This is a genomic window from Mucilaginibacter sp. SMC90, from assembly GCF_022811725.1.
GTDB lineage: Bacteria > Bacteroidota > Bacteroidia > Sphingobacteriales > Sphingobacteriaceae > Mucilaginibacter.
Map to the genome: position 1 here is coordinate 2,052,278 of NZ_CP094527.1, position 20,188 is coordinate 2,072,465.

General features: G+C 45.1%; 12 protein-coding genes. 5 read left to right on the forward strand and 7 right to left on the reverse strand.

The window, feature by feature from the left end; genetic code table 11:
• Positions 1-4 precede the first annotated feature (4 nt).
• The gene (locus MTO98_RS08820) at positions 5-2,047 is read left to right on the forward strand and encodes a glycoside hydrolase family 127 protein (protein WP_243486284.1); all 2,043 of its coding nucleotides are present in this window, start codon (positions 5-7) and stop codon (positions 2,045-2,047) included.
• Positions 2,048-2,259: 212 nt separating this feature from the next.
• On the opposite strand, the gene MTO98_RS08825 is transcribed toward MTO98_RS08820, so the two are convergent.
• Genes MTO98_RS08825 through MTO98_RS08855 form a run of 7 tightly spaced genes read right to left on the reverse strand, consistent with a single transcriptional unit; the run spans position 2,260 to position 11,883 of the window.
• Positions 2,260-4,572 (reverse strand): DUF5703 domain-containing protein, encoded by a 2,313-nt coding sequence (locus MTO98_RS08825; protein WP_243486285.1) that lies wholly within the window; start codon positions 4,570-4,572, stop codon positions 2,260-2,262.
• Position 4,573: 1 nt separating this feature from the next.
• Positions 4,574-5,995 carry a sialate O-acetylesterase gene (locus MTO98_RS08830; RefSeq protein ID WP_243486286.1) on the reverse strand — a complete coding sequence of 474 codons (1,422 nt, stop codon included), beginning with the start codon at positions 5,993-5,995 and terminating at the stop codon, positions 4,574-4,576.
• A gap of 9 nt (positions 5,996-6,004) precedes the next feature.
• Positions 6,005-7,570: a sodium:solute symporter gene (locus MTO98_RS08835; protein ID WP_243486287.1), complete on the reverse strand. Its 1,566-nt coding sequence runs from the start codon at positions 7,568-7,570 to the stop codon at positions 6,005-6,007.
• Positions 7,567-8,733, reverse strand: coding sequence for a four-carbon acid sugar kinase family protein (locus tag MTO98_RS08840; protein ID WP_243486288.1), 1,167 nt, complete (start codon positions 8,731-8,733; stop codon positions 7,567-7,569). The genes MTO98_RS08835 and MTO98_RS08840 overlap by 4 nt, the downstream gene beginning before the upstream one ends.
• Positions 8,734-8,737: 4 nt before the next feature.
• Positions 8,738-9,778 (reverse strand): 4-hydroxythreonine-4-phosphate dehydrogenase PdxA, encoded by a 1,041-nt coding sequence (pdxA, locus tag MTO98_RS08845; protein ID WP_243486289.1) that lies wholly within the window; start codon positions 9,776-9,778, stop codon positions 8,738-8,740.
• Positions 9,775-10,707: a dihydrodipicolinate synthase family protein gene (locus tag MTO98_RS08850; protein WP_243486290.1), complete on the reverse strand. Its 933-nt coding sequence runs from the start codon at positions 10,705-10,707 to the stop codon at positions 9,775-9,777. The genes pdxA and MTO98_RS08850 overlap by 4 nt, the downstream gene beginning before the upstream one ends.
• 9 nt (positions 10,708-10,716) lie before the next feature.
• On the reverse strand, positions 10,717-11,883 hold the full coding sequence (locus tag MTO98_RS08855) for an iron-containing alcohol dehydrogenase (RefSeq protein WP_243486291.1): 1,167 nt from the start codon (positions 11,881-11,883) through the stop codon (positions 10,717-10,719).
• 420 nt (positions 11,884-12,303) lie between these two features.
• Between MTO98_RS08855 and fbp the strand changes: the two genes are divergently transcribed.
• The 4 genes from fbp (at position 12,304) to MTO98_RS08875 (ending at position 19,985) form a co-directional block, all read left to right on the forward strand.
• The gene (fbp, locus tag MTO98_RS08860; protein ID WP_243486292.1) at positions 12,304-13,347 is read left to right on the forward strand and encodes a class 1 fructose-bisphosphatase; all 1,044 of its coding nucleotides are present in this window, start codon (positions 12,304-12,306) and stop codon (positions 13,345-13,347) included.
• A gap of 139 nt (positions 13,348-13,486) precedes the next feature.
• The gene (locus MTO98_RS08865; protein WP_243486293.1) at positions 13,487-15,952 is read left to right on the forward strand and encodes a TonB-dependent receptor; all 2,466 of its coding nucleotides are present in this window, start codon (positions 13,487-13,489) and stop codon (positions 15,950-15,952) included.
• A 647-nt stretch (positions 15,953-16,599) separates the two neighbouring features.
• Positions 16,600-18,813 carry an alpha-N-acetylglucosaminidase gene (locus MTO98_RS08870; protein WP_243486294.1) on the forward strand — a complete coding sequence of 738 codons (2,214 nt, stop codon included), beginning with the start codon at positions 16,600-16,602 and terminating at the stop codon, positions 18,811-18,813.
• Positions 18,813-19,985, forward strand: coding sequence for an acyltransferase family protein (locus tag MTO98_RS08875; RefSeq protein ID WP_243486295.1), 1,173 nt, complete (start codon positions 18,813-18,815; stop codon positions 19,983-19,985). Before MTO98_RS08870 ends, MTO98_RS08875 begins: the two co-directional genes overlap by 1 nt.
• Positions 19,986-20,188 lie beyond the last annotated feature (203 nt).

Genomic DNA, 20,188 nt, shown 5'->3' on the forward strand with positions numbered 1-20,188 from the left:
TAGTATGAAAAGGATTTTTAAATACATTGGAATTGCATTGTTGTTAAGCTGCACTGTTAAACTTTCGGCCCAAAACAAGGCCCTGGTAAATACCAGCAAAAGTAATTACGCCAAACTCAGCAGCCTTGACATGGGGGCAGTACAATGGACAGGTGGCTTTTGGGCCGACAGGTTCAAGGTTTGTCGTGATACCATGATCCCAAACTTGTGGCGTGTTTATACCGATCCAAAGATCAGTCACGCTTACCGCAATTTTGAAATAGCTGCCGGACTGGATACCGGTTCGCACGAAGGGCCACCTTTTCATGATGGTGATTTTTATAAATTGTTTGAAGCTGTGGCCAGCATGTACGCCGCCACACATGACCCAGCGCTTGACAGGTTGATGGATAAAACCATAGCCGTTATCGCCAAAGCGCAACGGGCCGACGGCTATATCCATACACCAACCAATATCGAGGAACGTAAAAAGAGCGGCAAGGAAAAGGCATTTAACGACCGCCTCAACTTTGAAACTTATAATCTTGGTCACCTCATGACCACCGCCTGTGTGCATTACCGCGTAACAGGCAAAACAACTTTGCTGAAAGTAGCTATCAAGGCTACCGACTATCTCTATAAGTTTTATAAAACAGCTTCGCCCGAACTGGCGCGCAATGCCATTTGCCCATCGCATTATATGGGCGTGGTGGAGATGTACCGTACCACCCGCGATCCCAAATATCTCGAACTGGCTAAAAACCTGATCGATATCCGGGGTTTGATGAAAGATGGAACGGATGACAACCAGGACCGGGTACCCTTCCGTCAGCAAACGCAAGCTATGGGCCATGCGGTACGTGCCAACTACCTGTTCGCGGGCGCTGCTGATGTTTATGCCGAAACCGGTGACACTACACTTATGCATACCTTAAACCAGATGTGGAATGATGTGGTGAACCGCAAAATGTATATCACGGGTGGCTGCGGATCGTTGTATGACGGCGTTTCGCCCGACGGTACGTCTTACAACCCTAACGATGTACAGAAAGTACACCAGGCTTACGGACGCGATTACCAACTGCCAAGTTTCACAGCCCATAACGAAACTTGCGCCAATATAGGCAATGTGCTCTGGAACTGGCGCATGCTGCAAATAACCGGCGACGCCAAATATGCCGATGTGATGGAGCTGGCGCTATACAATAGTGTGCTTTCGGGCGTCAGCTTAAGTGGTCGTGATTTTTTGTATACCAATCCGCTGGCTTATTCGGATAGTTTACCGTTTAAGCAGCGTTGGTCTAAAGATAGGGTCGGGTACATTAAATTATCTAACTGCTGTCCGCCGAATGTAGTACGTACCATTGCCGAGGTGAGCGATTATGCTTACAGCGTATCGGATAAAGGTTTGTGGTTTAACCTGTATGGCAGCAATACCATAACGGCTAAACTAAAAGATGGTACGCCGATAAAAATGACCCAAACTACCAATTACCCATGGGATGGAAAGATCCGCATCCGGTTTGATGAAGTGCCGGGCAATAAAGCATTCTCTGTATTTCTGAGAATTCCGGGCTGGTGTAAGGGTGCGAGTATAAAAATGGCAGGTCAGTCGGTTCCCCAGTTAGATACTACTCCCGGAGCCTACACCCAATTGAATGCCGTTTGGCAAAAGAGAATGACTATTGACCTTGATTTGCCGATGCCGGTTACTATGATGGAAGCTAATCCGCTGGTTGAGGAAACCCGTAACCAGGTAGCGGTTAAACGTGGTCCGGTGGTATATTGTCTTGAATCAGCAGATCTGGCGAAGGGGCAAAAGATCTTCAATGTTGCTTTGTCGGCAGGCAGCAAACTTAAACCCGAAATGATCAAAATAGATAACAGCGAGATCATGAGCCTCACAGGTAAAGCCGACTTGCGGGATGAGAATAATTGGAGTAACCTGCTTTATAAAGAAGTATCCGCACCGAAACAAAACGCCGTTGAGATCAGGCTCATTCCTTATTATGCATGGGGTAATCGCGGGCATGTGGATATGGAGACGTGGATGCCGTTGGATTTTTGAGGGGAAAGGTTAAAGGCGAAAGGTCGGAATTAAAAAGCTCCGCCGCCGCTCGGCTCCAGCCGAGTGGCTATTATCATGGCGGCCTCTGGCCGCCGGGGATAGAATCTTAACATGTAACGTTAGTTTGGCACGCGTCATTTCGGCGGCCAGAGGCCGCGTAATAGTTACCACTCGGCTGGAGCCGAGCGGTGGCGTAGGAATGACGGGTAATTTTATTGCCCCAAAATCACCGTAATATCTTTCTTCCTCTCTTCCGACAAAACCTTCATGTCAACCACTTTTCCATCCCTCATGGTAGCTTCAATAGTAGTATTATAAGGCGCATGAAGTTTAAAATGAACATCCCAGTCCTTTGGCCAGGCCGGGAACAGCATGATCTTTTTATCGTCAACCTGCATCAACATTTCCTGCAAACCGATCATGCCCGAGCTGCCCCAGTTATGATCGGGTGTCCAGTCGAAACCGGGGCCCCAAAAGGCCGGGAAGCGCCTGCCGGAGTTTTTGAGTTTGAAGGTGGTTAGTTTGGCCGCTTCATCAGTAAGACCTAATCGGGCAGCAAAAATGTTATCCTGTTTCCAGCCAATGCCACTCCTGAATTTGGCTACAAGGGTATCCAGTTTCCAGGTGTTCAAAGCGGTATCCAATCCCGGTTTGCCTAAGCCAAATATGCCCCATGGAAATACCGGGTAAAATTGAGTGTTCTCTTCGTTATTCACCCGCTCCCATGATTTTGCCGGAGTAAGGGTTTTGTGACCGTCGATTTCCGCAAATGTTAATGGGGGAATCCGTTTCAGCAAGGCGGTCAATTTCAAGCGCTCGTCGCTTGTTAAATAGTTATCCGGCAAGGCCAGCATTCGTTTGGTAATGGTTTGCAAGGCCGCTATGGTTGAGTTGGAGTTGTTAGCCATTTTAAAAGTTTCGGCAGATGAGCCGGGGTACAAAACAAGGTGCCCGTTGCCGTCAAGCGCTTTGGCGCTTCGTTTGCGTGACAGGTATTGGTAATGCTCATCAAAAAACGTGAGGCAGCTTTCAATAAAGGGAATGTATTGATGGATGTCATCGCTTTTGTACCGCTCCGTTTCCAGCATCATGAGGCAAAATTCAAAAACGGTATCCCAGGTGTATTCCAGCCAGGCATTGTACTCAAGTCCTTTGTCAAAATCGGCAGGTCGTTTCCAGGTATATTCAGCACTATTGGGCAGACCGAAATTCTCCACCTGCTCCGTAAAGCAGGCACCATTATGACCCCAGTAAACCTTGCTGCGCAACTCGGCGTTTTTCAGGGAACGGAGATAGAAATCGAACTCCGGTTTCATCATATCAATATCGCCGCTTTTGAGCATCGGGAAATAAACCAACCGTTGGTTTTGAGCCGTCATTAAACCTCCGCCCCAATTACGGAAATCGGGTGTAAAGGCATATTGCGGGTTTACGAAAACCGGATCGTAAGTGAACAATCCGCCGTTAAATTTAGTGGGCGCTTGTCCGTAAGCATTGCAACCCAGCATGTACCTGAACAGCTGATAGTTTTTACCGCTTTGCCATGCTGAAGTATCATTGGCTGGCTTATCGGCGTTGATGTAGATAAAGCTTCTGTCCCAATATTGTTTCCACCAGTCGGCTGTTTTTTGCCATGAGGTTTTAGTTTTAGCTTCAGCTTCCTGAACTACTTTTTGCAGGCCTTGCTGCCATTCATTTACCGATGCTGTTTGTAGAGTATTGAGGTAAATCTCGATATCCTGGTTGGCAGTAGGTTTGATGCTTTCCAGTTTCCATCCTTCAAAATCTGTATTAAGATATTGCCCTTTTGTAGTACCTGCTGTTTTTAGATTTTTACCCTGCATCAGCCCGCCAAAGGTTAGGTTTTTAAGCGGGTTGTACATTTGATCCTTTACCGCATCCATGCCTTGCTGCTTTACAGTAACATCAAATATGGTGGAGTCGAGGTTGTGGTGACAGAACTGAATGGTGTTGTCTTTAAATGCGATATTGTCCTTTAGCGTTTTGACATCATTGCGCGGGGCAAATTTCCATGAGCCTTCATTTTTTTCGAGGCCTTTAACTTCTCTGTCGCGGTAGCGCCAGCTTTCAAAAATGGCTTCGGTTTTAACGGCTTTATTACTGGTGATGTTAACGTGGATCACTGGGCGGTAAACGTCGACCCAAAGTTTTACTTCGGTTTTTAAATCACCGTTTTTTCCGCTGATGAGTACCGAACCATTTTGGAGTTTCAGTTCCTGTTTAAAATCGTTGCCATCAAAAGGGTTGGGCGATAGTTTAACCCTCACCCGGCCGGGTTTGAGCATGGCATTATTTTCATCAAAAGTGCCGCTTCGGGCTATATAAAAAAGCAGCTCGCCCTTTTCAACCCACACGTTCAACCCAATATCGCCGCCGCCGCAGGGCATCGATTGGCCCGAGTTTTGGCTTTGGCTTGTCCACACTTCATTGTATTGTTCGATGCCCTTGTTTTGGGCTAATGCGATATTGCAGTACAGGAAGCAGAGCAGCAGGAGTTTTTTCATATTACCAATCGTCGGTTCTGAATGAGGAAACGGGGAGCCCGTTGGTGCCGAACAGATCGCCTACAACAAAATCTTTGAAGGCATAACGCACGGCCACGGGCTCTTTTACCAAAGGTGAAGATACAATAATTACACTGCCCGATATCATGGCTTGCGCCGGGTAAAACATTTTATCTTTACCGGCAACCTCAAAGTTTTGAATGGGCTTGTTGAAGGAGGTTAGCCCGTTATCGGCATGCTCAAACCTGATGGTAGCGCGGTTGCCATCAACAGTCATTTCTTTATACAGCGGGCTCGCATAGTCAAATCCTTTATTGCCGTAGGTTTGAGCTAAGGCAATATAAGCCAGCCGCGTACCTACGGGTTCTTTACGTGGAGGATGAATGGTAACCTGGTCGCCAATATCCAGTAATACAGCCATGCCGCTATTAGGGATCACTTTAAGTGATTTACGCTGAGCATCGCGCAGGTAAGCCGAATTGTATTTGCCTCCCGCATTGTATGGGGGCAATTGGGTATAATCGTAAGGGGCTATTTGTGCGTAATAAAAGGGGAAGTCGCCTTGCTGCCAAAGCTCGCGCCAGCGTTTCACCATGGCCGGGAATAGTTTTTCGTATTGATCGGGGCGGTCGTAATTTGATTCGCCCTGGTACCAGATACAGCCTTTGATGCCGTAGCCGATCACCGGGTTCAGCATACCGTTGAACAAAGTAGTTGGCGTGCGGGATACTGCTTTAATGGAATCGGTTTTAGCCGGAATTTTGATCTCCGGGAAACCTTTTAACCCTTCTGGGTCCATCCAGGCTTCGGCACTTGAACCACCGTAACAATCACTGATGAGGCCGATAGGCACGTGCAGCATTTCGTTCAGTAACCTGCCAAAATAATAACCTGTAGCACTAAAATTGGCAACAAACTCAGGCGAAGCCACATGCCACTCCGACGGTTTGCTGTTTTCCTGAACCTCGGTTACCGATGAATGCGGTACCGTATAAATGTGGATATTGCTATTGGCCGATTTCAGGATCGCATCAACGGATCCGGTTATCGGCTGACTTTTATAGCCTTTCATCGGAATCTCCATATTTGATTGCCCGGTGCAAAGCCAAACTTCGCCAATAAGCACGTTGTTTAGTTTAATGGTATTACCATCGCTGATGGTGATAGTATATGGCCCACCGTATACCGGGGTAGCAACTTTAACAAGCCATTTGCCGGCGGCATTTACTTTGGCTTTATAGCTTTTTTTATTCCACGAGGTGTTGATGGTAACAGTTGAGCCTGCTTTGTCCCATCCCCAGATCGGGGCTTCGCTTTGCTGCTGAAGCACCATGTTATCGGTAAAAATGGAAGCCGGTTTCATCTGCGCTTGCGAAGATATGAACAGGAACAAACCAAGGCCTGATGCCAGTAACTTTTTCATTGCTGTAAATTATTTGGTAAGCTTTCCGGCGCGCTTAGCCTCAAGCCACCCGCTGAAAAGGAGGTTTTTATTCAATTCGGGTTTGGGGAAAAACAGGCTGGCCAGAGAGCCAACTATGATCACCACTAAATGACTATACACGCCCAGCATGTATTTATGTTGGGTGAAATTGTATTTACCCAGATCGAGCAGGATATGTTTATCAGCACCAAGGCCAATTTTGGCAGAAGTTAAAAAGGCATAACCGGTAAAAAGAATACAGGCTATGATGCCGATATTCAAGCCCTGACGGTTAGCCCGGCTGCTGAATAGGCCCAGCAAAAAGATGCCCGCTATACCACCCGAAAAAATGGCGTACAGGGTAAAAACTATGCCCAATGCGCCCTCATCACCGGCCAGCAGGTATAGGGTGGCTATGCCCATCGCCCCTAAGCCGGCCAACACCACTATCCATCTTCCGGCTTTCAAATATTCTTTATCAGACCTGTTAGGCCTGAACTTTTTGTAATAATCCTCCACACCAATGGCCGACAGGCAATTGAGGTCGGCCCCTAAACTGGAGATGGCTGCTGAGATCAGCGCCGCCAGTATCAGCCCTACAACGCCGGTAGGCAGTTTGCTCATTATAAAATAAGGGAACACTGCATCGGCTTTGATACCTGCAGGCAATGGGTTTTGCTGGTAGAAAGCAAACAAAGCAGTACCGATAAACATAAACAATGCCCAAAGCGGTACGGTAAGCGCAACGCCTAATATCGACGCCCTGATGGCAGCCTTATCGGTTTTGGCGGTAAGATAACGCTGTACCATGGTTTGATCGGTACCGTATTTTTGAATAGCGTAAAAAACACCGTTAATAGCCATTACGATGAAGGTGAGTTTTTTGAAATCCCAGGAATAAGGTCCGAAGTTATTTTTATGGTTCACGCTGGCAATGTGCCAAAGCTCGGGGAAGCCACCTTTGATGGAGCAGATGAGAATGATGAACGAAGCAATCCCACCGGCTATCAGCAAAAAGCCCTGTACCACATCGGCCCAGATCACGGCTTCGATACCGCCTATAAGGGTAATAACAATGATCACCACACCAATTATCCAGATGATCACGAAGGTATTGGTGTTGGTCATGTTGGAGAGCGCCAGTGCCAGCAAAAAAAATACCGTGCCCATTTTTGAAAAATGGGTTAACACAAAGCTTATGGAGCTATAAAACCGGGCAAACAGACCGAACCGTTTTTCAAAATATTCGTAAGTGCTTACGCCTATCACTTCGCGGTAAAGCGGCACAATAAACCATACCATTAACAATAATACGATTGGCACCATCAACCCTTGCACCAGCAGGATCCAGTTAGATGCAAAACCTTCGCCGGGATAGGCCAGGAAGGTTACGCTGCTGATAAGCGTAGCCATTAACGACATGCCTATGGCCCATGCGGGGATAGAGCCGCGAGATACGAAATATTTTTTAGTGGAGTTTTGTCCTTTTGAAAACCTGAGACCGATGGTTAATGAAATGGCCAGTGCCAGTGCTATGATGATATAATCTGCCAGGTGCAGGGTTTCATGTTTCATATGCAGGTATAGTTATTGGTTTCCCAAACGGGGGCTGGCCAGGGGTAGCTGCCGGGTTTTAAAGTTAAACATAATTGGTTATTGCCCGCTATGCGCATATGAATAACTCCGGGAGCTATTAGTTTTGAGGGATATAATTTTTCGATGTTTAAACGCTCAAGTATGGCCCAGGCGGTTGCGCCACCCTCTATCAGCAATTCGTGAAGGGAGGTGTGCTCAATAACCTGTTTTACAATAGCTGCCATTTTATGGCTCAGCAACACCGGGTCTACTTTAATGTCCTTGATAAAATCGGGGTTTATGGCAATGATGGCATTGTTTCCTGCTACAATACTGGATGCCACATGGCTGGCAAAAAGAGCATGTACATTGTCGCCGCTGGTTTCGGCACAAATGGTGGCCGCGGGTACATAATGCACCGGGATATTGTTATGCTTGCCATCGTTTAAGTTTAGCTTGCCCTGGTAAAAAGTGCTGCCAAATACAAATAAGCGCCTGCCTGTGGTTTCAGGATCGGGTGTTTCAATCTTTTGCGGTGACGTTAAGTGTTGAAGCAGGGTGGTAAACAAATTTGCCGAACCTGCCAGCAGCGTGTCCTTGCCTGTTTTTTCAATCCAATATTTCAGGTCGTCTTCGTTATCGGCAGCTCCAATAATGATTCCCGTTGATGGCAGTTTATCATCTTTTTTAACAAGGCGGATTTTTTCATCAGCTCTTAATAATTCAACAATATTCGAGCTTAAGGCCGGAAAGGTTGGATCATTGGCAAAATCACTGAGATGGATAGGCGCGCTATTGTAATAAAACGTATCGCCAATAAGTTTCTTTGAATGGTGAGGATTGCCGGGTACGATCAGCGCCCTTTTTAATCCGGACGCTGTAAGCTGGCTTTGCAGCTCCTCAATAATGTGCCCCCGTAAAACGGAATCTATTTTCTTGAAGATAAAGCGTGGCTGTAATTGCAAGAGTTGAACCGAGAGATCGTGCATGACCTCCTTCGCTGTGGTTACAGGAAGTGAGCGGGTATCGGTAGCTATGATCAACAGATCCGCATCGCAGCGTTCATCAACAGTGGTGCTCACCTCGGTTCTTAACCCGTGGTTGAGGCCAATTCCCGCAAGCTCGGCTGCCCCTGTTAAATCATCTGCAATTACAGCGATCATATATTTATACTTTTATCCTGTTTTTGCTCAACTGCACCGCCGACTCAATAGCCAGTATCATGGCATCACTGCTGGCAACGCCCTTCCCTGCAATTTCAAAAGCTGTACCGTGGTCAACCGAAGTGCGGATGATGGGCAAACCCATAGTAATGTTAACGCCTTTTACACTATCCATTTGCTGTTTTTCGGCATTCCATTTAAAGCCGGTAAGCTTAAAGGGGATATGCCCCTGATCGTGATACATGGCTACCACTCCGCCATAATAGCCGGTTGATGCCTTGGAGAATAAGGTATCGGCAGGTACAGGGCCTTCCACATCATAACCTAATTTTAAAGCTTCCTGTACAGCAGGCAGGATCTCCAAATCGTCTTCGGTACCGAATAAACCAGAATCTCCGGCATGGGGGTTAAGCCCGGCGATGCCGATCTTCAGGTTTTTCTCGCCTAAAGAGATGAGGCCATCCTGTAAAAGTTCAACTACTTCTACTATCCGGTCTTTTTTAACCAGATCGCAGGCCTGCCTTAATGATACATGGGTTGATACATGGATCACCTTCATATTATGCTCAACCAGCAGCATAGCATATTTTTTTGTGCCGGTGTAATGCGCGTAAATTTCAGTATGCCCGGCAAAATGGTGCCCGGCTTCGTTAATTGATTTTTTGTTGATAGGGCCGGTTACGGTAGCGTCAACTTCGCCGTCAATTGCCAGTTCAATAGCTTTTTTAACGGCTTCAAATGAGGCATTGCCTGCCATGGCCGAGATTTCGCCAAAGCGCAGTTGTTCCATATCTACATTTTGCAGATCAAACACATCCGGCTTGCCGAAAACAAACTGTGCGTTACGGATATCTTTTATAGAATTGATAGTGGCGTTTAAGCTCAATCTTTTTACGATATCAAAAAATACACCTGTATCGCCAATGATCACCGGGCGGCAGATGTCATACAGCCTTTCGGTAAGCAGGGCTTTAACGGCTATCTCGGGGCCAATACTGGCCGGATCGCCCATGGTTATCGCTATGATCGGTCGCTCGGCTATCATTGGTATATTGGTAAGCTAAGGTTTTCAACATTAAGCATGCGCTGCAGTTTTATTTGAAGATCTGCTGCTTCGGCTTCGCTAACCTGCAATAAAGGCGGCATCATGTAAGTACGGCATAGTCCTGCGCTTTGCATTAATGATTTTAATGCGGCCAATGACTCGCCCAACAGGCGTTTGCCCTGGTAAATATCGCCAACTAAGTTGGAATGCCTTTGTAATTGCAGGGCAGCGGCTTCGTCATTGTTATCGGCAGCTACTATCATTTTATAATAAATATCCGGGAACAGGTTGCCGGTGCTTGGCACCAGGCCGTCACTGCCGGTAAACAGGGCATGGGCAGATTGTGCGCCCCAGCCCAAAAAGTGGCTGAAATCGGCCCTGCCAGCCCATAGTTTAAGGGAATCCTTTAAACGGTCATGGTTCCGTTCAGAATCTTTAGTGCCCACAATATTATCGTGATAACTTAATTCGTCGAGAAGGTTCAGGTTTATAGATACATTGGTGGTGGCCGGGATATTATAAACTATCAGCGGGATAGGTACCTCGTTGGCCAGTGTTTCAAAGTATGTTTTAATTTCATATTCGGTTAAGGTAAAATAGGCAGGCAGGTGTGCTACAGCAACGTCAATACCTTCATCTGCACAGCGTTTGGCCAGTTCAATTGAGTCGGCCAGGCAGTTTGATGAAATTCCTGCATAAAGCAACCGGCCCGGTTGTCTTACTGATGTTGCCAGCTTAACAAAATCAAGCTTGACATCGTTTGGCAATGAAGCAGATTCGCCGGTAGTGCCCAGGATAAATGGTACACCGCCATAGTTGAAAATATTATCAAATATTTTTTCAACCGCTTCGTGGTCAAGTTTGTAGCTATCGGTAAGTGGTGTAATTGATGGCACTACCAGGCCATTATATTTCTTTTTTAGTTTCATTAGTATGTATTAATAAGCAGCCTCGTAAATGGTAACAGCGTCATCAATGTTTATCGGTCGCGGGTTGTTTTTAAGCAAGCGTGTAATTTTCATGGCGTCGGCCGCCATTTGCGGTATGGTATTTTTATCTATATCTATTTCTTTTAAGCTTGCCGGAATGCCGCATTCTTTAATCAACTGGCGGATCTTTTCTACACCGGCGTACGCTGTTTCAAAATCATTGATACTGCTATTACAGGCCAATGCACGGGCAACTGCGGCATAACGTTCCGGCGCTGCAGGGATGTTATACTCCATTACAAAAGGAAGTAACAACGCATTTGACAAGCCATGTGCAATATGATACAGGCTGCCCAATGGGTAGGAGAGCGCATGCACGCCGGCTGTATTAACCGGGCCCAAACAAAAACCACCCATTAAACTGCCAATGGCCAATTGTGTACGAGCGTCCTCATCAGTACCATCGTTTACAGCTTTAACCAAATTAGCAGCGATGAGCCTGATGCCTTCAAGTGCGTACATATCAATAAAGGGATGAGCATATAAATTGGTATAAGCTTCAAGGCAATGGGTTAAGGCATCAAGACCTGTAGCTGCAGTAACCTCTGCCGGGAGACTGATCATCAAAGCTGGATCAATGATCACTACATCCGGCACCAGGTAGGGGCTAATAATGCCTTTTTTCTGGTTATCAGCATCATCAATCAATATAGCGTTGGGCGATGCCTCGCTGCCAGTACCAGCTGTTGTTGGTACGCAGATTAGCTTTTTAGTGCGGCTTTTAAGCAAGCCGATGCCTGTTATCTCCGCCAGTGTTTGGTGATTATTAATCTGAGCGGCTATGAGTTTGGCTACATCAAGTACGCTACCGCCGCCAATGCCTATGATCACATCGGCTTCGGTACCTTTTACCGATGCAAGCAGATCTTCAAAGTCCTTGAATGAAGGCTCACGTACTATTGAGGTATCGATATGAACAGCAATCCCGGCTTGTTTAAGCTGAGCTAAAAGCGGTTCAAGCTTTCCTGATAGCGGACTGATGGCAATGATCAAAGCCGATTTATACTCTTGACCAATAATCTCATCAGTGAGTTTAAAAAGCGAGTTTTTACCAACAATTACCTGGCCCGGAAACCGGATAGTGATGTCGCGGTAAGAATGTTCAGTTTGCGGCATATACTTATATATAAATGATAGCAGGCCCTTAATTAATTGGTTTTGATATAAAACAAAGATGGATAATGCCATCTCCCGTTTTTATCCAACCGTTATCAAATTATTGTACGATATTATCAAAAGGTATATCTGCCAATGCCTTATTATGATATGATCTGCCTGTAATTGGCTTTTATGGATGACAATGGTGGTAAATGATCACCAAAATGCCGGGAGACGGGGCATGACAGTTCGGTAATAAAAGGCCGGTAACTTAGCAAAAAGGTGATTATGAGATAATAGGGCAAAGTTTTAGCTGTTTAAATAGCTGCCAATGCGCTGCCTTATGATTTATCAACCCATCAAATTATAATTATAAACCAGCCGGCCAGATACCGGTACTTTTTTAATATTTCTGTTAACCAATAAATGCACATGCCCATGAAAGTAGTAAAAACGTTAGGACAATTTATTATAGAGAAACAGGCAGATTTCCCTTTTGCTAAAGGCGAGCTGTCAAGGCTTTTGCGGGATATAGGTATTGCCGCTAAAATTGTGAACCGTGAGATAAGCAAAGCAGGGCTTATTGATATTATTGGAGAAACGGATTCGGTAAACTCGCATGGTGAACGACAGAAAAAGATGGACGTTTATGCCAATGAGCAATTTATTTCTGCGTTACGGAGTGGGGGGGAGTGCTGCGTTGTGGCTTCTGAAGAAAATGACGAACCTGTTCTGATTGAATCGGAGATCTCAAAACATGCTAAATACATCGTTGCTATTGACCCGCTGGATGGTTCATCAAATATAGACGTGAATGTGAGCGTGGGGACTATATTTTCTATTTATCGCCGTAAATCCACCAACGGTGCTGCTACTCTTGAAGATGTGCTGCAAAAAGGTACCGAACAGGTTGCAGCAGGCTATGTGATCTACGGTTCATCAACCATGCTGGTTTATACCACGGGTAAAGGTGTTAATGGCTTTACACTTGATCCGTCGATAGGTGAATTTTGCCTGTCGCTCCCCGATATTAAGATGCCCAAAGAAGGCTACATCTATTCTATAAATGAGGGGTATTATACACACTTTCCTTTGGGCGTAAAAAAATACATTAAATATTGCCAAGTTGAGGATAGCGCAACCAGCCGTCCGTATACATCAAGGTATACGGGTTCGATGATTGCTGATATTCACAGAAACCTGATCAAAGGAGGGGTTTTTCTATATCCAACTACAGCACAATATCCAAACGGGAAATTGAGATTAGTATATGAATGCAATCCAATGGCTTTTATCATTGAACAGGCAGGAGGAGCGGCATCTACAGGTTATGATCGCATACTTGATCTGGATGTTAATGAGCTTCACCAGCGTTCGGCCATTTTTATCGGTTCGGAAAATATGGTTAAACGTGCAGAAGAGTTTATGCTGGCCTTTTCTCCGCAGCAGCCGTCTATTACTCAACACAAACAGGTTATTTAATTAACGGATAGCCCCAATATGTAATTTAGCTGCTATTTGGGCTGTCATGGTCGGTATTTTTATATTCTTTAATTTAAAAATTAGGTAAGACTAATTTTTTTTATTTGTTTTGTATATTGTTTATGATATGCAAAAACGAATGAAGAAATTATGTACGATATATTTTTTATTGATCTCGGTTGCGGTTTGCGCACAGCAAGGCTCTCTTAAAGGAAAATTAACGGCCGGCAGCGAACCGCTCTCTTTTGCCACTGTTACCCTAACCGGAACATCTATTGGTAGTACTACAAATGATAAAGGTTATTACCATTTAAAAAATGTTCCGGCAGGTACGTATACGGTGGTTTTTTCCAATATCGGTTATGTTACCGGGCGATATAAGGTGAGCGTAAAACCTGATGAGGCCACTTTGTTGAATGGCAATCTCCAGGAAAGCAGTTCCAAATTAAATGAAGTAACGGTAACCGGTGTTTCAAGGAAAACCGAGCTTCGGAGTAATCCTATCCCTATTGCAGTAATGACTAAGAAGGAGATGGATCAGAATGTAAACAACAATGTTATTGATGCCATTGTGAAAGGAGTGCCGGGTGTTAACGCGGTTACTACAGGGCCTAATATTTCCAAGCCATTTATCAGGGGATTAGGCTACAACCGGGTTTTAACCCTATATGATGGTGTGCGCCAGGAAGGGCAGCAATGGGGCGATGAGCATGGTATTGAAATAGATCAATATGGTATTGGCCGTGCCGAGGTAGTGAAAGGGCCGGCAAGTTTAACCTATGGCTCGGATGCATTGGCGGGAGTGATCAACATGATCCCATACCTGCCGGTTGGCGAAAACAATGTTTTACATGGAGATTATATTGCCGATTATCATACCAATAACGGCATGATCGGCACCTCGCTGGGCTTATCCTACAAAAAGAACGATTGGCGTTATGCCTTCAGGGCAACGGCGAAGGCTGCACATGATTACCACAACAGCATTGACGGCTATGTATACAATACCGGTTTTCGCGAATACAACTTATCGGGCATGGCCAGGATTGATAAAAATTGGGGCTATTCGCAGATAGCAGCAACTGTTTATGACAACCGGCAGGAAATTCCCGATGGCAGCAGGGATTCGCTTACAAGACAATTTACCAAACAAATAGCCGAAAGCAGTACTGATAATATCAGGAACAGGCCAATTGTAAGTGATGATGAGTTAAGATCGTACAGTATAACCCCGCTGCATCAGCGTATTCAGCATTACCGGATCTATTCGCACAATGAGTTTAAACTGGGCGAAGGCAGTAGTATCAATGCGTCGCTCGGCTTGCAGCAGAGCATCCGCAGGGAATATAACCACCCTACACTGGCAACTCAACCGGGATTGTATGTGGTGCTTAATACCCTTAATTACGATCTGAAATATAATTTGCCAACCATAGCAGGCATAGAGAGTACCCTCGGCGTAAATGGTATGTATCAGACCAATCGCAGCAAGGCGGCAACAGATTTTCCGATCCCGGATTATAACCTGTTTGATGCCGGGACATTCCTGTTCGCCAAAAAAACTATTGGAAAAGTTGATATCTCGGGCGGGATCAGGTATGATAACCGGCACATCCGTTGGAATGATTTTTATGTGGGGCCAAACTCCAAAAATGGGTTTGAACAGCATGTGAAATTGCCGGATACGTCAGGTGCGCATTTGCAATTTCCTTCTTTCAGGCATGTTTATCAGGGTGTTTCGGGTAGTTTGGGCATAACCTACAATATCAGTGAACGCTTACTGTTCAAGGCCAACATCGCTCGGGGATACCGTGCACCTAATATTACCGAAATCGGTTCAAACGGACTTGATCCCGGTGCGCATATCGTATATTTAGGCAACCGAAGCTTTAACCCCGAATTTAGCTTGCAGGAGGACCTGGGTTTCATAGCTTACCTGAAAGATGTTGATCTGATTGCCGAGCTGTTTAATAACCATATCAACAATTACATTTACCAGGCTAAACTAACCGACGCCAGTGGCAACCCTGTGGTAATTGTGCCGGGTAACAGCACCTATCAGTATCAACAAAGCAGCGCCCGTTTATATGGCGCCGAGTTTACCGTGAATGTGCATCCGCAAAATGTGAAGTGGTTGGCTTTTAATAACAGCCTGGCTTATGTAACCGGAATCAACGGCAACAAACAGCTCATTGATGAATCTGACGGTGCAGCTAAATATTTGCCTTTTATCCCTCCGCTGCATATCCGGTCGGAGTTTAAGGCAAGCTTGCAGCAGGCCTATGGCGCATTTTCAAAAATTTATTTCAAGGCCGAAATGGATGCCTATACTACGCAAAACCGCTTTTATGCTTTGGATAATACAGAGACAGCCACACTCGGCTATGCTTTGTTTAATATCGGGGCAGGTGCGTCTGTCAAGAATAAAGCGGACAAAACCATTTGTGAGCTTTTTTTGCAGGTAGATAATTTGTTTGATAAGGCTTACCAATCTAACCTAAACCGTTTAAAGTATTTTGAATACTACCAGTCGTCGCCAAACGGGCACCTTGGCATTTATAACATTGGTCGAAACATCAGCTTTAAGGCGATTTTCCCTTTTTGATTATTTGAAATATTTGCAATAACGTACCATCAGGGTCTCTCGCAGAGGACCCTGATGTATACGCCACGCAGGTTCGGTGTTCTGATTATCCCTGTAGATGTTTGGAACGTGGTTGAACCTCAGGGGCCTCTGCGAGTTTAAGTTAACCCACAAAATTGTTTTGCCGTTTAATCAGCAAGGCGTTTTGTTTTGCCCCTCTGGGGCAAAGGGTATTTCTATACTTTTTATGCTACAAACCTTTTGCACCTCTGGTGCATCTGGCCTTAAGCATCTCAATCAATACCTGATTATGTTGTAAAACCTTGTCGGCCCCAGCGGGGCCACGTGTTTATAGCATTAAAAGAAGGCATTTTTTGGCTCCGTAGGTGCCTCCTATTGAAATTTCAGGTTGCTGAATTTTGTGGGTAAACTTAAACCTGCGAGAGACCCTGAGGGGACACGACAACTCATCACCAAACGGACACCTTGGTATTTATAACATTTGGCGAAAATCAACTGTGATTATTTGAAGTATTTGCAATGAAATATGCCTTTTTTTGTTTTTATTGCCCTGATATTGTACATCATGTGAGTGCGCGGTAAAAAATTCAAAAATCATCGGTCGATGTTCATAAAAACTCAGTGATTTTATAAAATATTCAAAGTAAATGACAGGTAAAACAAAAGTTTTCATTTGCATGCTGCTGTGCGGTGTACTCGGTGGAATAATCAGTACCCAGGCACAGTTGCATGTACCATCTTCTTATGCTTTAATTAAACGGGTGGTGCCCGGTTATGCGCAAAATTTTGTTGTACAGCCACTCGCTGAAAGTGAAGCCAAAGACGTTTTTGAAGTAGAAGGAAATAAAGGGAAAATTATATTAAGGGGTAATAATGGTGTTGCGGTGGCATCGGCCTTATATTATTACCTCACCGAATATGCACATTGCCAGATCACATGGAACGGAACTAACCTTAATTTGCCATCACGCTTGCCAGTACCCGCCAAAAAGATCCATAAAACTACTCCTTACCAATACCGGTACTACCTTAACTATTGTACCTATAGCTACAGCATGAGCTGGTGGGACTGGAAACGATGGGAAAAAGAAATTGACTGGATGGCCCTTCATGGAATCAACATGCCGCTGGCCATAACCGGGCAGGAGTATGTATGGGATAAAGTTTATAAAAGCATGGGCTTTAGTAATAAAGACATGCAGGACTTTTTTACCGGGCCAGCCTATTTTGGCTGGTTTTATATGGGTAACATAGATAAATGGGACGGCCCGCTACCCGCAAGCTGGATAAGCGGTCATAAGGATTTACAGGTTAAAATATTGCAGCGCGAGCGCGAGCTTGGAATAAAACCCGTGCTTCCTGCATTTACAGGACATGTGCCGGCATCGTTTAAAACACATTTTCCTAATGCCAAACTGAAACAAACCAGCTGGAACAACGGCTTTGCCGACACTTACATCCTTGATTCGGAAGATCCGTTATTTGCAGAGATCGGCAAGAAATTTATACAGGAGCAAACCAAGGTTTATGGAACTGACCATTTGTATTCTGCCGATACTTTTAACGAGAATGAGCCCCCTTCAAATGATCCGAAATTTTTGTCGGAACTGAGCGCGAGGATCTATGACGGCATGAAAGAGGCCGATCCAAAAGCTGTTTGGGTGATGCAGGGCTGGTTGTTTTTCAGCGACCGTAAATTTTGGCAAAACGAACAGATCAAGGCATTATTGAATGCGGTGCCTGATGATCATATGATCGTACTTGACCTCAATACCGATTATGAACCGATCTGGAAGCGAACCGAGGCATTTTATGGTAAACCATGGATCTGGAACATGCTGCATAACTATGGTGGTAACAATAGTTTATTTGGCAGGATAGAGGCAGTGGCAACACAGCCGGCTCAGGCCCTTAACGATCCAAAATCGGGGCGTATGGTGGGTATTGGCTTAACCATGGAAGCCATTGAACAAACCCCTGTGCTTTATGAATTAATGACGCAAAATACCTGGCAAAACAAGCCAATTGATCTTGATCAATGGCTGCCGGAGTACTTATTTAACCGTTATGGTGTAAAAAGCAAGGATGCACTTGATGCCTGGCAAACGCTCAGGACCACTGTTTTCAATGGTAAGGATATCCGCGATGGAGCAGAGTCAATCGTCACCGGCCGGCCAACGCTTGATTCGGCTGCAGTATGGACCCGCACCCGCTTAAACTATAACCGGAAAGACCTGCTGCCCGCCTGGGATAAAATGGTAGCCGCTATACCCGCATGTAAACAAAGCAGTGGTTTTAATTATGACCTGGTTGATATTACCCGCCAGGTGCTGGCTAACTACGGCAGGCCAATTCAATTAAAATGGATCAAAGCCTATCATGATAAGGATGAAAAAGCTTTCGGCAAGTATACTGTTGAATATATTAACCTGATAGCCGATATGGATAAACTACTGGCTACCCAAAAGGATTTTATGTTGGGCCCTTGGATAGCCGACGCCCGTAGCTGGGGAACTAATCCAAGCGAAAAAGCACTTTACGAAAAAAATGCCCGCAACCTGATAACACTTTGGGGCAATGCCGATAGTCCGCTGCACGAATATTCCTGCCGGCAATGGAGCGGTTTGCTCAATGATTTTTATAAGGTACGCTGGCAAAAATTCTTTGAGCTGCTGAAAGGATCAATAGAAACAGGTAAAGAACCCGACTTTAAACTATTTGATAAATCAATAAGCAACTGGGAATGGCAATGGGTTAATTCATCCAAGACTTATCCTGTTGTTCCTGCAGGTAGCAGTACAGTTGTTGCACAACAGTTATATGAAAAGTACAGAACAATCATGGGTAACGATCTTAAATAATGGATACATCAGCAGTTAAACCTGGAAATACTGTTACTAAGCCGGCGCGGTTACTATCGTTAGATGCACTTCGTGGTTTTGATATGTTTTGGATCATGAGCGGGGAAGGGGTAGTGCATGCCCTTGCTAAAGCCACCGGCTGGCCGCTCATGGTGTGGATGTCGGGGCAATTGCATCATACTGAGTGGAACGGGATCACCTTTTATGATATGATCTTTCCTTTGTTCTTGTTTATTGCAGGTGTTTCCATGCCTTATTCAATGGGAGGTAAAGCTGGCAAATACGGCGTGGCTTACCCATACCTATTACCGTCTACCGCAAAACGGGAGATTTACGGCTCCATGATCAGGCGTACCATTACCCTGCTTTTTTTAGGGATGGTTGTTAATGGCTTGTTTAAGTTTAACGGTTTGGAGAATACCCGGTTTGCAAGCGTGCTGGGACGTATCGGCCTTGCGTGGTTCTTCGCAGGTGTCATTTATCTTAATTTTAACATCCGGAGGCAGGTTTTATGGTTCGGCATTTTGTTGTTGGGCTACTGGGCAGCTATGGAACTGATCCCGGTGCCCGGTTACGGAGCAGGGGTTTTAACAATGAACGGCAGCCTGGAATCATACATCGACCGTTTATTACTCCCGGGCAGGCTGCATGATAAAGTGCATGATCCTGAAGGCATATTATCCACTATCCCGGCTATCGGTACCGCCATGCTGGGCATTTTTACAGGCCAGTTCCTGAAGCTTGAATCTGCAAAATGGCCGATGTGGAAAAAAGGCATTGGGCTATTAGCAGCAGGTATTTTACTTATCGGGTTAGGCTTGCTGTGGAATATTGCTTTCCCTATCAACAAACGTTTATGGACGAGCTCGTTTGTATTGTTTGTAGGCGGATGGAGCCTGGTTTTCCTTTCGGTATTTTACCTGGTGATAGATGTTGCCGGGTACAGGAAGTGGGCATTCCCTTTTGTGCTGATCGGGGTAAACTCCATAGTGATCTATCTCGCAGCTGAAGGGATGGTTGATTTTCAGCATACAGCCAATTTTTTCTTCGGGGGAATTATCGGTCATCTCGCTCAAAGCTGGCAACCGGTATGGGCGGCTATTTCCATTGTTTTTGTGCAGCTTGCTTTGTTATACTTTTTATACCGCAATAAGATTTTCTTGAAGATATAAACTTATGGGCGCTTTAAATCATATGCGCAATTAGGAAGTCGATAAATGGAAAATCTTTACACTAACTTTTACGTATTAATCGAATTACACGAATTTTTTAATTGGAATTAATTAGAGATTCGTGTAATTCGATTAATTGTGGCAAGCCTGCAAAATATTGGTGTGAAAATTTTTCAGTGCGATTTATTCAAATAGATCCAATT

Bases quoted from the DNA above. Each gene is read 5' to 3' on its own strand.
- MTO98_RS08875 (WP_243486295.1), top strand. From the start codon at position 18,813: ATGGATACATCAGCAGTTAAACCTGGAAATACTGTTACTAAGCCGGCG.
- MTO98_RS08865 (WP_243486293.1), top strand. From the start codon at position 13,487: ATGAAGAAATTATGTACGATATATTTTTTATTGATCTCGGTTGCGGTT.
- fbp (WP_243486292.1), top strand. From the start codon at position 12,304: ATGAAAGTAGTAAAAACGTTAGGACAATTTATTATAGAGAAACAGGCA.
- MTO98_RS08835 (WP_243486287.1), bottom strand. From the start codon at position 7,570: ATGAAACATGAAACCCTGCACCTGGCAGATTATATCATCATAGCACTG.
- MTO98_RS08870 (WP_243486294.1), top strand. From the start codon at position 16,600: ATGACAGGTAAAACAAAAGTTTTCATTTGCATGCTGCTGTGCGGTGTA.
- MTO98_RS08830 (WP_243486286.1), bottom strand. From the start codon at position 5,995: ATGAAAAAGTTACTGGCATCAGGCCTTGGTTTGTTCCTGTTCATATCT.
- pdxA (WP_243486289.1), bottom strand. From the start codon at position 9,778: ATGATAGCCGAGCGACCGATCATAGCGATAACCATGGGCGATCCGGCC.
- MTO98_RS08855 (WP_243486291.1), bottom strand. From the start codon at position 11,883: ATGCCGCAAACTGAACATTCTTACCGCGACATCACTATCCGGTTTCCG.
- MTO98_RS08840 (WP_243486288.1), bottom strand. From the start codon at position 8,733: ATGATCGCTGTAATTGCAGATGATTTAACAGGGGCAGCCGAGCTTGCG.
- MTO98_RS08850 (WP_243486290.1), bottom strand. From the start codon at position 10,707: ATGAAACTAAAAAAGAAATATAATGGCCTGGTAGTGCCATCAATTACA.
- MTO98_RS08820 (WP_243486284.1), top strand. From the start codon at position 5: ATGAAAAGGATTTTTAAATACATTGGAATTGCATTGTTGTTAAGCTGC.
- MTO98_RS08825 (WP_243486285.1), bottom strand. From the start codon at position 4,572: ATGAAAAAACTCCTGCTGCTCTGCTTCCTGTACTGCAATATCGCATTA.